The following is a 15,525-nucleotide window of genomic DNA, read 5'->3' on the forward strand; positions in this document are numbered from 1 at the left end:
AGCCATAGCCGGCGCTGGCGCTCGTTCAGATGCGGATGGATCGCCTCATAGCGCCGGGCCAGGGCCTCCATGGCGGGAGTCATAGCAGAAAACGTACTTGCTCCACAGCCAAACGAGTAGTTGTTTCACGATGAACCCTAACCTTTGCCGAAGGCGTGTGGGGCGCGCCGGGGCAGGAGCTCGCGCAGTTGGACCACCGCGCCTTGCGACATCTCGCCCAGGCCGCGCGCGACAACGTCGAGCGGGTCCAGGACGCCATAGGCGAGAGCGCAGAGCCCTGCGGCAGTGAGGGTGGCTTTCTCGCCACCCCTCCCAGCGGCAGCCACGTCGATCGACCCCCCGGTGCCGTCCAGCAGGTATCGTCCCGCGAGAAGCTGGTCTCCCACCGCCTCGATCTCTACCCGCCCCGGGCCGCAACGCACACCCTGAAGCGCGTCCATCGACAGCAGCCGCCCCATCAGGGGCGGCGAGGTGGGGAACGAGGCTTCGGTGACGGTCCGCACGGCGAGACTGGGCGCCCAGGTTTCAGGAAACTCGTCGGGCGCGACGGTGATCGTGACCTGAGAAACCTGGTACGCGTGCTGGGCGAGGAACCGCAGCAGCAGCGCCCGCCCGAGCGCGCTGGTGTAGAGCAGTTCGTCGGCGTGCAGACAGCCGCCGTAGCCATCGATGTAATACGTCAGCAGTCCGGCCACTTCGCCGTCGACCGTGGCCGTGGCGAGCCAGCGGTCGGCGGGGTCGAGTATCCGGGCGGCCCGGTAGTCGGGTGTGAACATGAACCCGTGCCGTTCCGACAAGAGGCGCCGCTGGAATGCGCGATAGACCTCGAAGCCGTCCCGAATGTCCTGTCGGCGCACCTCGCCCGGGAGTGCGACGTTCAGCAGCGGCGCCAGTCCTTGAGGCGAGAGCGTCACCGTACGGTTGAGCAGCAGTCCGACGTAGCCCAGTTTTTCATAGAACGACGGATGAAACGGGTAGAGCGCGGCCAGCAGATGCCCCGTATCAAGCATGTCGCGGTGAAGCCGGTGCATCAGCCGGCTGCTATGACCTTGACGTCGAGCGTCGGGATGGGTTGCGACCCAGGCGATCCCCGCCATGCGCACGACGGATCCGCGCAGGTTCTGGTGTGTCGGGATCCCTGACGCGGTGGCGAGCGTTCGGCCGCCTTCCTCGACGACCAGGGTGTGGTTGCCTTCGTGAAACCGCAGGCTGTCCCGTAGTTCCCCTGCCGCGTCGGCGGCCGGCGTCTTGTCGAAGGCATAGGGGTAAAGGGTGAAGGCGGTGTGCAACCGCTCGTCACCGGAAACCTGACGGATGTTGCTCATGCGAGCCTACCTTTCGTACGCGGCTGCCTTGGCGCTTGGTTTCATCCCGAGCAAGGCGCAAAGGGCAGCCACCAGGCTCAGTCCGCCGCACAGCCACCAGACGCCGTTGCCCAGCCCTATCCACGCGGCGACGCCGAACAACGGCCCCACCGCCAGCCCCAAACCGAACGTGGCCTGATGAGCGCTGATGTAACGGGCCTTGACCTGCGCGGGAAACGTCGCGGGATAGGCGAACATGGTCGGCCCGTTGACCATGATTCCGAAGACGAACACGATCGTGCACGCGATCAGCGCCACGGCCGAGCCGCCGCTGACCGCGAAGCCGGCCACACCAAGCCCCATCAGCACGGTGCCCACCGTCGCCGCGACGTGGCCGGGCCAGCGGGCGACATACGTGGTGATCTTCAGTTCGCAGAGGATCAGCACGGTCGACGCCGTGACCAGTATCGCGCTGTAAAGGCCGGTCGATTTTTCTTCGGAGCTGATTTTCAGGGGGAGAGCGATCGTGTACTGGACGTAAATGACCGTGCCGATCATCACCGAGGCGAGGAAGAACCAGAAACGCCCGTCCCGCAACAAAGTCCCGTACGCGGCGCGAGTGCTGATTTTCGCCGGAACGGCCGCGTCGGGAGCCCCGCGATCGACCCGCACGTCGGGCAACAGCCAGCGAGCGAGTATCGCATAGGCCAGCGCGGTCGCACCGTCGAACCACAGCAAAAGATTCCAGTTCAGCAGAATCAAGCCTGAGGCGATCAGCGGACTGAGCGCGGCGCCGAGATTCAACGCGATGCGCATCATGGAAAAGCCCATGACACGGATATCCGCTGGCATCAGGTCGCTTAACAGCATGGCCGCGGCGGGGCGGTAGCTCTGGCTCGCGAGCCCGGCAAGCAGCAGGGTGGCGAGCAGCGGGCCGAAGTGTCCGGGCCGGCCGAACAGCGGCACCATGGTGAGGAACACGGCGGAGGCGAGCATCGCGGCGGTGATGGTGCCGCGCGGGCCGATCAGCTGGACCATTTCCCCGCCGACGAACCCGCCCAGCACGAGTCCGACGCTGAAGGCGGCGACCGCGGCGCCGGCGTGCCCCGCGGAGAAACCGCGAAAGACCAGGTACAGCACCATGAACGTCTGGACGAACGCGCCGAGCTGGTTGACCAGTACTCCGCCGAGCAGATAGCGCACCGGCACCGGGGTTCGACGCAGTACGGCCAGAACACCCACAGGCTTATCGGTGGTCACAGTCACGGCGATGCCTCCCAATGAGTCGTCGATTCTCATTGCAATGGCTCGGGCCGTTGAATGGGAGGGTTGAATTTACAAGAGAATCAACTCGTGATATCCCTCCATACTCCCGGCGCGGGCAATGCGGGTCCATGCGCGTGCCACCAGGTGTCAAAGATGGCAGATATCGTATTTTACTGAAATACATTGCCGGAGCGAAGTCATTGCCTTGATCCGCTTTTGAACTCATTTGATTGTTTCTGGCGACCAAGGGTTCCCGTCAATTTGTTCGCTGGCTTAAATCACTTCCTAGCAGCCGGGACGAATCCGTCGCCGGCAACGCGAAGCTCGTGAGGGAGTGATGCTCGATGACTGCGGCCGGACTGCGGGACGCGGGTCGCGGCGAGACGACGGCTGCGCCCGCGAACGCCGCCGAGATCCTGGCCCGCGCCCGGGCGCTCGCCCCCGTGCTGCGCGAACGCGGCGACGAGATCGAACGGGCACGGCGGCTGCCGCCCGACGTGGTCGAGTCGCTGCGTGCCACCGGAGTCTTCCGGATGGGGTTCGCCCGCGACTGGGGAGGCCCGGAGCTCAGCTCGATCGAGCAGACCGAGGTGATCGAAGCCCTCTCCTACGGTGACCCCGCGGCCGGCTGGTGCGCCATGATCGGGTCGGACACCGGTCTGTACGCCTCGTTCCTGGACCGGGATGTCGCCAAACAGATGTTCCCCACCCTGGACCTGGTGACCGCCGGGTTGCTGTTTCCCAGCGGTCGCGCGCAGCTGGTCCCGGGTGGCTTCCGGCTCACCGGGCACTGGCAGTTCGGCAGCGGCGTCACGCATGCCGACTGGGTGATCTCCGGGGCCTTCCGCTACCGCGACGGGGTGCCCGAGCCCGGTCCCCCCGGAATACCGCACGGCTCGATCCTGCTGATGGTGCCCAGGTCGGACGTCGAGGTGATCGACACCTGGTACACCACCGGTCTGGCCGGCAGCGGCAGCTGTGACTACACGATCACCGACGTCTTCGTGCCCGGGGAACGCGCGTTCACCTTCGCGGACATCCGCGGTGGACCGCACGCGCTGGCCCAACCCGAAGTGCACATGCGCAACATGCCGGGTGTGGCGCTCGGCACCGCTCGCGCCGCGCTCGACCACGCCAGGGAAACGGCCATCGCCGCGGGCCGGCTGGACGACTATCGCACCCAGGTCACCCTGGCCGACTGCGAAGCCGACTTCGCCGCCACCCGCCACGGCGTGTACGGCGCACTGCGCCGGCAGCAAGAAGTCCTGGTCACCGGCGCAACGCTCGACGACCTGACCGCGCTGGAACGAGCCGCCCTGCCGTTGTCCCGGCGGCACGCGTTCCGCACCGCCCGGTCGATCGTGACCCGTCTCTACGACCTGCTGCAAACCTCTGCGATCTACCGGCCCTCGCCGCTGGACCGCTGGCTGCGCGACACCACGACGATGTGCCAGCACATCGTCGCGCAGGACCGCATCCTGCAAACCGCCGGCGCCCACCTACTCGGCGGCCGGCCGTCGTTCCCGCTGGCACTCGGCATCACGCCGCCCCAGCGTTGATCCGCCCCGAAAATCCGCCCCGGATTCGCCGAAACCCTCACCGAGAGAAGAGAGCGATGCGAAAACTGGCGGCCGCCGTGTGCGCGGCCACCGTGCTGGGCTTGGCGCTCAGCGCATGCACCAGCGGCAGCAGCGCTGCGCCGCGCGCCATCGCTGCCGGAACCGACACCGACGCGATCATCAGCTACAGCGAGACCGAGCCGGCGAACGCGCTCGTGCCGGGTGATACCACCGAGGTCGGCGGCATCAGCGTTCTCGGCGCGTTGTTCCGCGGCCTGATCGACTACGATCCCGCGACCGCCGCCCCGCGCAACGCGGTCGCCGAGTCGATCACCACCGCGGACTCCAAGTTCTGGACCATCAAGATCAAGCCGGACTGGAAGTTCCAGGACGGCACCCCGGTGACCGCGCGAAGCTTCGTCGACGCGTGGAACTACACCGCGTACTCCCCGAACCTGATGAAAAGCGCCAGCTACATGGTGCACATCCAGGGCTACGACCAGGTCAACAACACCACCCCGGACGGAAAGCAGCCGGCCGCCCTGCCCGCGGCCACGACGATGTCCGGCTTGAAGATCATCAATGACCAGACGTTCACCGTGACGCTGAACGCGCCGTTCGCGCAGTTCGGCCTGAGCCTCGGCTACGCGGCGTTCTACCCGATGCCGGCGAGCTTCTTCGCCGACCGCAAGGCCTACGAGGCACACCCGGTGGGCGACGGGCCGTTCGAGTTCGTCTCCTACACCCCGGGCAAGGACCTCCTCGTCAAGCGGTTCGACGGATACGGCGGCGCGCAGAAACCGAAGATCGGCGGCATCGACTACCGCTTCTACACGGACCTGGACAAGGCATACGCCGACGTGCTGGCCGACAAGCTCGACTTCCTGTCCTTCACGCCGTGGGACACCACGCAGGGCAACCGGATCGCCCGGGATCTGCCGCCGTCGCGCCGGACCTCGTACAAGTACCTCGGCTACCAGGCGATCGCCTTCCCGATGTTCGACTCGCGCTACGCGGACCCGCGGCTGCGCCAGGCGATCTCCATGGCCATCGACCGGCCGGCCCTGATCAAGCAGATCTTCAACGGCGCCCGGCAGCCCGCCGACGGCCTGGTGTCGCCGAACGCGCAGGGCTACATCCCCGGCCAGTGCGGCGAGTTGTGCACCTACCAGCCGCAGAAGGCCAAGCAGCTGTTCGACGCGACCGGCTTCCAAGGGACCATCGTTCTGACCTCGAACGTGGACTCGGGTAACCGGGAATGGGTGGAGGTCGTCTGCCAGTCCATCCAGCGGACGCTGAACCATCCGTGCGTGTTCCAGCCGCAGACCACTCTGGGCGCGTTCCGCAACGCCCTCAACCAGAAATCCATCCACGCGGTCTACCGCACCGCCTGGGTCGCCGGCTACCCGTCCATCGAGAACTTTCTCAACCCATTGTTCCGCACCAACGGCGCGTCCAATGTCGGCCAGTACTCCAACAAGCAGGTCGACGATCTGCTTGCGCAGGCCGACGCCGCACCGAACCTAGAGCTGGCGGACTCGCTCTACCAGCAGGCGGAGCGGGTGGCGTTGCAGGACATGCAGACCATTCCGATCTGGTACCAGGCGGCGACCGCGGCCTGGTCGTCGCGGCTGCACAACGTGAAGCCGACCCTGTTCCGCGAGCTCGACTTCTTCACCGTGACCGTCAGCAGGTAACTCGTCGCCCGACGGCCGGGTGGCGCGTCACCCCCGACGCGCCACCCCCGTCAAGAAAGGTTCGCCCGTGTCTGTCCACGACGTGGATGTCCTGATGATCGGCGCCGGCCCGTCGAACCTCGCGGTGGCCGTGGCCATCGAGGAGTCCGGCTCGCCCGACGTCGCCGTCCGCTCCCTGGTCATCGAGCAGTACGAGGACGTGAAGTGGCACCGCAACCTCCTGCTGCCCTGGACCCGCAGCCAGGTTTCGTATGTGAAGGACCTGGTGACCCTGCGGAACCCGCGCAGCCGGTTCTCGTTCCTGAACTTCCTGCGAGAGCACGATGAACTCGACGCGTTCGTCAACCTCGGCACGTTCAACCCGTTCCGCTGGCAGCTGTCGACCTATCAGCAGTGGGTAGCCGACACGCTGGAACACGTCCAGGTGCGCTACAGCGTCCGTGCCGAGCGGATCCTGCCGATCCACGCCGAGGACGGCGCGATACTCGGCTTCGCGGTGCCGCTGTCCGACGGCGACACGATCCTGTGTCGCGATCTGGTGTTCGGCGCGGGCCGGGACGCCTTCGTACCCGAAGTCTTCCGCAACCTGCCGGCCGAACGTGTCGTGCACAGCACCGAGTACGGCAGCCGGGTCGGTGACACCGCAGGCCTGGCCCGAGCGGGTCGGCCGCCGCGGCCGGTGGTTGTCGGCGGCGCCCAGAGCGCCGCCGAGATGTTCATGGCGCTGCACCAGGACATGCCCGGCTCGTCCCCGATGATGCTGCTGCGCTCCATCGCCCTGAAGGACTACCAGACCAGCAAGTTCGTCAACGAGCTGTTCTATCCGTCCTTCGTGGACGAGTTCTTCGCGATGTCCGAGGAGGTCCGGACGAAGGTGCTGGAGGAGATGCGCCTGACGAACTACGCCGGCTTGGCCGCGCCGTTCCTCGAAGAGATCTACATGATGATCTACCGGCAGAAGATGTTGGGCCGGCCGGTGTCGGTCATCCGCGGATTCACCGAGGTCGTCGACGCGCGGATCGAGTCCGCCCCCGGCGGCGGGGACGAGGTCGTACTCGATGTCCGCGATCTGAGGTCCGGCGGCGTCGAACAGGTGCGGTGCGACGCCCTGTTCCTCGGCACCGGCTTCGATCCGCAGATGCCGACGATGGTGCGCAACCTGATCAGCAGCCTCGGGCTGCCTGAGGCCACGGTCAACCGGCGCTACCGCGTCGACCTCGGCGCGAGCGCGCAAGGCGCGCTGTACCTTCAGGGCGTCAACGAGGCCACGCACGGCATCTCCGATTCGCTGATCAGCGTGCTCGCGCACCGCTCGGCCGACATCGTCGGCGACATCCTGGAGCGCCGTGCCGCACAGCCGGACGCCGTCGCCGATCAGGTCGCGGCCGACCAGACAGCGGTGATGCCGGCATGATCGACGTTCACCGCCTCGACCGCGAGCAGCTGGAACGCGCGTACGGGCTCGACGGCCAGCGGCTGTTGCCTTGGCCTGCACTGAACGCGCCCTTCGAAGGCGTCTGGTGCGTGCTGCGCGCCGGGACCGAGTCCACCCCGCACTCGCACCACGAATACGAGATCTTCATCGCCATCTGCGGCGCCGCCGAGGTGGTGGTCGACGGCGAGCGGCATCCGTTCACCGCGGGTGACATCGTCCGGCTGCCTCCGGGATCCACCCATCGGGTGGTCAACAACGGCCCCGCCGATTTCGAGTACTACGGACTGTGGTGGGACGCCGAGATGTCGGCGCAGTTCATGACCCGGCACACGCGGAGCATCCGATGAGCACCCGGAGGGTGATCATTTCGCCGGCGCCGACGGCGAACGGGGATCTGCACCTGGGGCACATCGCCGGTCCCTTTCTGGCCGCCGACGTGCACGCCCGCTACGAGCGGGCGCAGGGCCGGGAAGTGCTGCTTGGCACAGGGTCCCAGGGCACCTCGACGTTCGTCGTGACGGCCGCGCACAGGCGTGGCGTGCGCCCGGCGGACCTGGCGGCCGACTCGGCCGCGCAGATCGAGTCGACCCTGCGGGCCGTGGGCATCGCCGTCGACGGCTACACCGGCGACGACGACCGGTTCACCAAGTGGGTCGTCGACTTCATCCGCCGGTTGCACGCCGCGGGCCGGCTGGAACGCCAGAGCATGACGTTCCCGTATTCCGAACGGACCGGGCAGTTCCTCGTCGATGGATTCGCGCGCGGCAACTGTCCCGAGTGCCTTGCCGAGAGCCGCGCGGGGTTGTGCGAAAGCTGCGGACACCTGGTGGCGGCGGGCGAGTTGATCGACGTCAAGTCCGCGTTGGACCCGAGCGACCCCGTGGTGCTGCGGGATGCCGACGTGCTCGTGCTCCCGGTAGAGCGCTACCGCGACCGGCTGCGCGCGCACTTCGAGGCACACGCGGACGGCATGCGCCCGCACATGGCGCATGCGGTGGCCCGAATGCTGTCCCGGCCGCTGCCGGACTTTCCGGTGACCTATCCGATCTCATGGGGCATCCAGGTGCCGTTCGCGGAGGTGGCCGGGCAGGTCGTCAACCCCAACGCCGAGCCGATGGCGTGGAGCATGCATTGCTCGACGCTGGCGGCGCAGGGCCGGGGCCAGAACCCGGCCGCCGAGGACGCACTGTGGCTGGCCGGCAGCGGGTCGCAGATCGTGTACTTCCTCGGTTTCGACAACATCTACCCGTTCGCGATCGCCGGCCCGGCGATGCTCCTGGCGTTCGACGGCCGCTACGAGCTGCCGACGCACTACCTCACCAACGAATTCTACGAACTGGACCACGAGAAGTTCTCCACCAGCGGCGGGCATGCGGTGTGGGCCAGGGACCTGGCCGCCCAGGTGCCACGCGACCTGATCCGGTTCTACCTGGCCACGACCAGCCCGGAACATCAGCGGACCAGTTTCAGCCGGGACGCGCTGGCCCGGTTGGCCGAGTCCCGCCTGGTGGGACCGTGGAACCGGATCGCCGATCGGGCGAACCGCTGGGCCGGCCGCGGGCCGTTGCCCGTGTCGCAGCGCTCGCGCCACGCCGCGGCGCGCATGTCCGAGCAGTTCGCGGCGTCGTACGAGCTGACCGGGTTCAGCCTGACCCGTGCGGCCGAGTCGATCACCGACCAGTTGGCCAGACTCGACCGCTGGCCGGCGGCCGACGCCGACGCCGGCGACTTCTGTTTCCAGGTCGGCTGGCTGCTGCGGGAAGCCGCGCCGATCCTGATCGATCTGGCCGCCGAGGCTCTTGGCGAGAACGCCGGCGTCGCGATCGACCCCGCCGGGGTCACCAGCATCGTCCCGCTGCCGCTGCCGCATCTGGCCGCAGTGGGGGCCGGGCGATGACCGGGGGCACCCGACAGGAAACCGGCGGCCGGGACGCGCTGCGGGTCGTGGTGGTCGGCGCCGGCATCACCGGGCTTCTCGCCGCGATTCGGTGCGTGCTGGCGGGGTACCGCGTGGTCCTGCTGGAACGTGGCCCGATCCCGAATCCGGGTTCGACGTCGTTCGACCAGCACCGCGCCCTGCGCGCCCTCGTCGCCGGCGATCCGGCCGCCACCAACCGGGCGTCCCGATTGCACGCTCGCTGGCATGAGCTGGACTCCCTCCTGTGCGACCACCTGACGGGTGCCCACCTCTATCGGCGCGTCGGGGTCCTGACCGCATTACCCCCCGGAGACGCGGCTTCGGCCCTCGCCACGGCCGAAGCCGCCGGGTTGTCGATCCGCACCGCCGACCCGGCCGACTATCCGCACATCGGATTCCCGGCCGACGCCGCGGTCGTGCTTGAGCCGCATGCCGGGGTCCTGCTGGCGGACCGCATCCTGCATGCGGCGGCCCGCTGGCTGCGCCACCACCCGCTCGCGGACCTGCGGCCGGGCCGGGAGGTCGTCGGCGTGCGGCCGGAAAGCGGCCGGGTGCTGCTGGCCTGCGGCGCGGTCGAATCCGGCGATGTCGCGCTCGTCGCGGCCGGGCCGTGGTCCGCGGCACTGATGGATCTGCCGGTGACGCTGCACTGTCAGACCATGGTGTACCTACGGCCGCCGGCTGAGTTGGTCCACCGCTGGGCAGCGACACCGATCGCGGGCGGGATCGGCGCCGACGGGCGGGCGTGGCTGCTGCCCTCAGTGGCGGGCACCCTGGTCAAGATCAGCACCGACGCCGTGCGGCGCGAAGTGGCCACGCTGTCCGGACCGAGTGACGAAGCGCACTGGGCCACCCGAGTGCTCCGCGCCGGCATAGTGACCGAAGCGGACAGGTATACCACCGCCCGCGTGCGGCACTGCCACTACAGCACAGCGGCCGGTGGCGACACCGGCTTCGTCCGGGTCGGGCCGGCCGTCTGGGCTCGCCCGGCCAGCGGCGGCGACGGGTTCCGCAGCGCGCCGCAAGCCGTCGAGGCGGTCGTCGACGCGATCGGTCGCGAACTCGCGGCCTGATCCTCCCACCTCACCCCATCCCACCGCACCGCATCAAATCACTGACATGTCAATCACGGCTGAAGGACGCCCTCATGACCGGAAACACCCCCCGCGCGGTGCTCGTCATCGGCAGTGGTCTCAAGCTGTATCGCGAGTACCTGGTCCGTACCGTCGCCGAGCGGGCCCGTGCGGCCGGACTGCGGCTGCTGCTGATCAACAATCTGCGGCCGACCTGGCAGCACGCGTATTTCGACGACATCACCGTGGTCAACGTGTTCGACCACAAACTGCTCGCCGAGACCGCCCGCGATCTGGCCGGCCGGTACGCCGTCGCCGGGTTGATGTGCTGGGACGAGCCGCTGGTCATGCCCGCGGCCGCGCTGGCCGCCGAGTTCGGCCTGCCTGGTCTGAGCATCCCGGGCGTGCACGGCTGCCGGGACAAGTACGACTGCCGCACTCGGCTGAGTGCGGCCGGCCTGCCGCAGCCGGGATTCGAGCTGACCCTCGGGCTCGATGCGGCCCGCGCGGCCGCGGCCCGGATCGGGTATCCGGTGGTCGTCAAACCGCGCGCGCTCGGCGCGAGCATGGGAGTCTCGCTCGCGTCGGACGAGCGGGAGCTCGGGTTCGCCTACCGCGTCGCGCACGAGGCCAGCCTGGTCGGCGACGAACCATACCGCGGCGGGGCGATCATCGAAGGCTTCACCGACGGTCCCGAGATCAGCATCGACGGCGCCGTCCACCAGGGCGAGTATCTGCCGATGTTCATCGCGCGCAAGACCACCGGCCTGCTGCCGTTCTTCGAGGAGACGGGACACCTCGTCGACTCCGCCGATCCGCTGCTGCGGGACGACACGCTGCTAGGCACGCTGGCCACGGCGCACCGTGTCCTGGGCATCGAGAACGGCATCACCCACACCGAAGTCCGGCTGACCACGCACGGCCCGGTGATCATCGAGGTCAACGGCCGCCTCGGCGGCGATCTCATCCCGTTCCTCGGCCAGATCGCCACCGGTATCGAGCCGGGTAGCGTGCTCTTCGACGTCGCCACCGGCCGACGGCCCGATCTCACGCACACCCGCACCGGCGTCGCCGGCATCCGGTTCGGCTACCCCGACCACGACTGCGTCGTGCGCTCGGTCTTCGTGCCCGACGAAGCGCCGGGCCTGGTCATCGCGTCCCGCATGGTCGACCCGGGCACGACCCTGCACCTGCCGCCGGGCGGCTATATCGCCCGCCACTCGTTCGTCGTCTGCTCGGCCGCGGACCCGCAAACCTGTGCACAGCGGCTCGACCACGCGGCGGCACTGGTCGAGTTGGACGCCGACCTGGTCGACCCGCCGCCAGCCGGCACCCCCTTGACGATGCCCGCCGGGCTGCTGGACGTGGACGAATGAGCGGGCACGTGAGCGGGTCATCGAACACGACACGATGTGGAGCCCCATCGGTGCCCGGACCGAAGGAAGGACACTGATGAGCATCGACTACGACGGCCGCCGCTTCCGCGCGCTGGGCGGTGGCGACGGTGTGTGCGCCGAGTACCACCAGCATGGAGACCTCGTCTGGGCGGTGTTCGAGGGCGGGCACGTCCGGCGTGGCACGGTCACCGGCATCTGCGACGAACGCGGCGTGCTGCGATTGGCCTACACGATGGTGCTGGAGAGCGGCGAGGTGATCGCCGGGCACAGCACCAACACGCCGCAGCGGTTCGGCGGCGCCCTCGTGCTGCGAGAGGTCTGGGAACGCTACGGCGAGCAAGCCGCCGCCGGCGTTTCCTACCTTGAAGAGGTCTGCGCCACAGAACCCACGGGGGCGGCGCGATGACTGAGTGGCAGGCGTTGCGCGGACTCGTCGAGGGCGAACTGCGGCTCTCGGGCGAGCCCGGCTACGCCCAGGACCGGATGCCGAGGAACCAGCGGTTCGCAGCCAACCGCCCGGCGGCGTTCCTCACTGCCGCCCACGCCGGGGACGTCGCCGCCGCCGTGGACTGGGCCCGGACCGCGTCAGTACCGCTAGCCGTACGCGGCGGGGGTCACAGCTACGCCGGCTACTGCGTGTCCACCGGGCTGGTGCTGGATCTGCGCAATCTCGTGGGCGTCCGATTCGACCCGGACACCGGACTGGTGACCGTAGGCGGCGGCACCCCGATGAAGACCGTCTACGCGGCACTGCGGCCCTACGACGTCACAATCCCGCTGGGCAATTCGGACACCGTCGGCATCGGCGGCCTGACGCTCGGCGGCGGTGTCACGTCGATCTCGCGCGCGCACGGCCTTACCTGCGACGCGCTGGTCTCGACGGACGTCGTACTCGCCGATGCGACCATGGTCACGGCCTCGGCGCGGGAGCATCAGGACCTGTTCTGGGCGTGCCGGGGCGGCGGAGGCGGCAACTTCGGGGTGAATACGAGCTTCACGTTCCAGACCCGGCCCGCTCCGGCCGGGTCGACCTGCCTGGTGTTGTGGCCTCGGCCATGCGCCGTCGAGGTGCTCGCCGCGGCGCAGGAGATCATGCGGACGGCGCCGGACGGCTTCTCCGCCCGCATCGGCATCGCCCGCTCGCCGGGTGGCGACACCGTCGTGTCCATGGTGGGCCACCACCTCGGCCCGGCGGCGCAGCTGCGCGACCTGATCGCGCCGGCCTGCGCCGTCGCCCCTCCCGTCCGCGCCGACATCGAGGACCGGAACTTCTGGGACGCCGCCACGTACCTGCACCACAGCAGCGCCGGCGGCGCCTTCGCGGTAAAGACCAGGTGCACGCCACACGCGATCGACGACGCCGGGCTGGCCACGCTGGTCCGGGCCGTGGACAAGTGGCCCGGCAGCGAGAATCCGGACGGGGCCGGCGCCGCACTGTTCGCGTGGGGCGGAGCGATCAGCCGCGTTCCGGTCGCGGACACCGCGTTCCCGCACCGCGACACCCGGTTCCTGCTCAGCCTCGACACCTCCTGGACGCAGGCCGACTCGCCGGAAACCGTCCGCGCCAACCTGAAGTGGCTTTCCGCCTTGCACGCCGAGTCGGGCGAGTTCGCACCCGACGCGTCCTACGTCAACTTCACCGATCCCGATCTCGCGGACTGGCGCCGGGCGTATTACGGGACCAACGCCGATCGACTCGCCGAGGTCAAACGCCGCTACGACCCCGACCGGTTCTTCGCCTTCCCCCAGGCCGTGTGACCGTTCGCAACGCCGCGGTACGACCGGCCCGGACGCTGCACGCCACGTCTTGAACGGCCGTTCACATCCCCGGTCGACTCGTCCCCCTTGAGGAGCAGCTGGAATGCCTGCCGACCTGCGCGCTGCCATGCGCACCTTCGCGACTGGGGTGTGCGTGGCCAGCACGTACCGGGACACATCACAGGGCCGCCGCCACGATGCAGTCACCGTCAATTCGCTGGGGTCGATCTCACTTGACCCGCCGCTGGTGTCGCTGTCGTTTCGGCGGAATTCGGCGTTTCTCGGCGATCTGCTCACGGTCGGCCGGTGGGCCGTCTCGATCCTGCCGGCCGGCGCGCGGGAGACCGCCCGTCTGTTGGCAGGGCCGCCCGCTGCGCGCGCCGGGAGCATGGCCGGACTTCGGGCGCATCCCGGCGAACGGACGGGGGCGCTCGTCCTGGCTGGGGCGAGTTGGCTGGAATGCGGCCTGCGGTACCGGTTCGACCTCGGCGACCACACGCTGGTGATCGGGGACGTTCTGGCCACGGGGCACGATGGGTGGCCGCCTGCGCTGGTGTTCCTGCACGGGCAATTCCACACGGTCGCGGATCCGCCTCCCGCGACCGTCGACCTGTCCGGGCCGCCCGGCCATTGGGGCGAGGCTCCTTAGCGTCAGGTGATCGTGGTGGTCGTGACACCTCTTCGTGCCGGGGGAGTGCGAAACCCCGCACCGAACACTGGAAAGTAACTGTTTCCTCGATTCGACGAAAATCTGCTCGCGGTACCCGCATGAATTCAAATATCACGTCACCCGGTACTCGCTACCCGTGGCGGACGGTAAGACCGGCGACACCGGCGGGCCACGGCCAGCGGTAACCAGAGGGGAAGGTTTCCACGCGAGGTATTGCAGTTCTGCCATGTTGAATGACTGTGGGAAGGATCCTGCATGGGCAGACCAGAAAAACCGGTCAACACCGCTGGCGGCCTCGTCGCCAAGTTCGCCAGCGAATTGCGGCGGCTACGGGCGCAGGCAGGCAGCCCGACGTACCGCGAGATGGCCCGGTCCGCGATGTTCTCGCCCTCCGTGCTTTCCAGCGCCGCCAGTGGCAACCGGATGCCATCCCTGCAAGTGGCACTCGGCTTCGTGAACGCCTGCGGTGGTGACGAGGAGGCTTGGCGGCAACACTGGCTCGCCGTCACGGGGAGCGATATGCGGCTTGCCGTGTACCGCCGCACGACTGGCCGGCAGGTCGGCAAGCTGCCCTATCCGGCCCAGCTCCCGCAGCGGCCGCGCAAGTTCATCGGGCGGGCGGCCGAACTGGCCTGGTTGCAGACCCCCGGCAACACCCCGATCGTGATCAGCGGTCCGACCGGCGTCGGCAAGTCCGACCTGGCGCTGTACTACGCCTATACGCGGACGGCCGAGATGACCAACGGGCAGCTTTATGCCGACCTCAGCGCACGCCACGCGGGCGGCATGCCCGGCCCCTACGACATCCTGGACGGGTTTCTGCGCGCCCTGGGCTTTTCGGCCGACCAGCTATCGGGCACCCTCGACCATCGCGCCGGCCTGTACCGCACACTGGTCGCCGAACGTCGGCTGCTCGTGGTGCTGGACAACGTGCGGGAAGAATGGCAGGTGCGGCCGCTGCTGGTGGAGACCGACTCAAGCACCACGGTGTTGGTGAGTCGCAAACGACTGCTGGGCCTGCGCGATGTCCGCCGACTGCATCTGGCGCCGCTGTCGCGCGCCGATTCCGTCGCCATGATCATCGCGACGCTGCCGCCCACCGTCACCGCGGCGCCCGACGACCTCGACCGACTCGCCGCCTTGTGCGGCGATCTGCCGCTGGCCCTGGACATCGCGCTTCGCAGGATCGCCCTGCGCCCACACGTGATCCTGCGGCAACTGCTCGACGGCTGGGACCGGAACGCGAACGCCCTGAGCTGGCTGTGTATCGGGGATCTGTCAATGCGCGAGTCGCTGCGCTCGGCCTATCTGACGCTGGGCCAGCCGGCCCGAATACTGCTGCACTGGTTGGCCCGCACGTCCGCGGACAATGTGAACCCGCTGCCATCCGAGGCAGACGAGTTGGTTGACGAACTCATTGACGCGGGAATACTCACCCACGCCCACCA

General features: G+C 68.6%; 13 protein-coding genes. 11 read left to right on the top strand and 2 right to left on the bottom strand.

Features of this window, described 5'->3' with window-relative positions:
• Positions 1–137: 137 nt before the first annotated feature.
• A complete protein-coding gene (locus VGS97_RS01085) occupies positions 138–1,325 on the bottom strand; it encodes a GNAT family N-acetyltransferase (protein ID WP_326851237.1) in 1,188 nt (395 codons plus the stop codon).
• Between the two features lie 6 nt (positions 1,326–1,331).
• Positions 1,332–2,570: an MFS transporter gene (locus tag VGS97_RS01090; protein WP_326851238.1), complete on the bottom strand. Its 1,239-nt coding sequence runs from the start codon at positions 2,568–2,570 to the stop codon at positions 1,332–1,334.
• Between the two features lie 344 nt (positions 2,571–2,914).
• Here VGS97_RS01090 and VGS97_RS01095 point away from each other — a divergent pair, with 344 nt between their 5' ends.
• From VGS97_RS01095 to VGS97_RS01145, 11 genes are all read left to right on the top strand, one after another.
• Positions 2,915–4,129 (top strand): acyl-CoA dehydrogenase family protein, encoded by a 1,215-nt coding sequence (locus VGS97_RS01095; protein ID WP_326851239.1) that lies wholly within the window; start codon positions 2,915–2,917, stop codon positions 4,127–4,129.
• Positions 4,130–4,185: 56 nt separating this feature from the next.
• Positions 4,186–5,826, top strand: a complete 1,641-nt coding sequence (locus tag VGS97_RS01100; protein WP_326851240.1) for an ABC transporter substrate-binding protein — start codon at positions 4,186–4,188, stop codon at positions 5,824–5,826.
• A gap of 67 nt (positions 5,827–5,893) precedes the next feature.
• Positions 5,894–7,240, top strand: coding sequence for a SidA/IucD/PvdA family monooxygenase (locus VGS97_RS01105; protein ID WP_326851241.1), 1,347 nt, complete (start codon positions 5,894–5,896; stop codon positions 7,238–7,240).
• Positions 7,240–7,608 carry a cupin domain-containing protein gene (locus VGS97_RS01110; protein WP_414641613.1) on the top strand — a complete coding sequence of 123 codons (369 nt, stop codon included), beginning with the start codon at positions 7,240–7,242 and terminating at the stop codon, positions 7,606–7,608. The genes VGS97_RS01105 and VGS97_RS01110 overlap by 1 nt, the downstream gene beginning before the upstream one ends.
• Complete coding sequence (locus VGS97_RS01115; protein WP_326851243.1) at positions 7,605–9,158, top strand: class I tRNA ligase family protein; 1,554 nt, start codon at positions 7,605–7,607, stop codon at positions 9,156–9,158. Before VGS97_RS01110 ends, VGS97_RS01115 begins: the two co-directional genes overlap by 4 nt.
• Positions 9,155–10,252, top strand: a complete 1,098-nt coding sequence (locus VGS97_RS01120; RefSeq protein ID WP_326851244.1) for an FAD-binding oxidoreductase — start codon at positions 9,155–9,157, stop codon at positions 10,250–10,252. The genes VGS97_RS01115 and VGS97_RS01120 overlap by 4 nt, the downstream gene beginning before the upstream one ends.
• Positions 10,253–10,326: 74 nt before the next feature.
• Positions 10,327–11,628 carry an ATP-grasp domain-containing protein gene (locus VGS97_RS01125; RefSeq protein WP_326851245.1) on the top strand — a complete coding sequence of 434 codons (1,302 nt, stop codon included), beginning with the start codon at positions 10,327–10,329 and terminating at the stop codon, positions 11,626–11,628.
• Positions 11,629–11,704: 76 nt separating this feature from the next.
• Positions 11,705–12,055, top strand: coding sequence for a hypothetical protein (locus VGS97_RS01130; RefSeq protein WP_326851246.1), 351 nt, complete (start codon positions 11,705–11,707; stop codon positions 12,053–12,055).
• Entirely contained in the window at positions 12,052–13,407 is a 1,356-nt protein-coding gene (locus VGS97_RS01135) for an FAD-binding oxidoreductase (RefSeq protein WP_326851247.1), read from the top strand. Before VGS97_RS01130 ends, VGS97_RS01135 begins: the two co-directional genes overlap by 4 nt.
• A gap of 103 nt (positions 13,408–13,510) precedes the next feature.
• Complete coding sequence (locus VGS97_RS01140) at positions 13,511–14,056, top strand: flavin reductase family protein (protein WP_326851248.1); 546 nt, start codon at positions 13,511–13,513, stop codon at positions 14,054–14,056.
• Between the two features lie 276 nt (positions 14,057–14,332).
• The coding region (locus tag VGS97_RS01145) for a helix-turn-helix transcriptional regulator (RefSeq protein ID WP_326851249.1) at positions 14,333–15,525 on the top strand (1,193 nt) is incomplete at its 3' end.

It is taken from the genome of Actinocrinis sp. (assembly GCF_035946395.1).
Lineage (GTDB): Bacteria > Actinomycetota > Actinomycetes > Streptomycetales > Catenulisporaceae > Actinocrinis.

Coding starts and splice junctions, on each gene's coding strand:
- VGS97_RS01100 (WP_326851240.1), top strand. CDS start 4,186: ATGCGAAAACTGGCGGCCGCCGTGTGCGCGGCCACCGTGCTGGGCTTG.
- VGS97_RS01120 (WP_326851244.1), top strand. CDS start 9,155: ATGACCGGGGGCACCCGACAGGAAACCGGCGGCCGGGACGCGCTGCGG.
- VGS97_RS01115 (WP_326851243.1), top strand. CDS start 7,605: ATGAGCACCCGGAGGGTGATCATTTCGCCGGCGCCGACGGCGAACGGG.
- VGS97_RS01095 (WP_326851239.1), top strand. CDS start 2,915: ATGACTGCGGCCGGACTGCGGGACGCGGGTCGCGGCGAGACGACGGCT.
- VGS97_RS01140 (WP_326851248.1), top strand. CDS start 13,511: ATGCCTGCCGACCTGCGCGCTGCCATGCGCACCTTCGCGACTGGGGTG.
- VGS97_RS01125 (WP_326851245.1), top strand. CDS start 10,327: ATGACCGGAAACACCCCCCGCGCGGTGCTCGTCATCGGCAGTGGTCTC.
- VGS97_RS01085 (WP_326851237.1), bottom strand. CDS start 1,325: ATGAGCAACATCCGTCAGGTTTCCGGTGACGAGCGGTTGCACACCGCC.
- VGS97_RS01130 (WP_326851246.1), top strand. CDS start 11,705: ATGAGCATCGACTACGACGGCCGCCGCTTCCGCGCGCTGGGCGGTGGC.
- VGS97_RS01135 (WP_326851247.1), top strand. CDS start 12,052: ATGACTGAGTGGCAGGCGTTGCGCGGACTCGTCGAGGGCGAACTGCGG.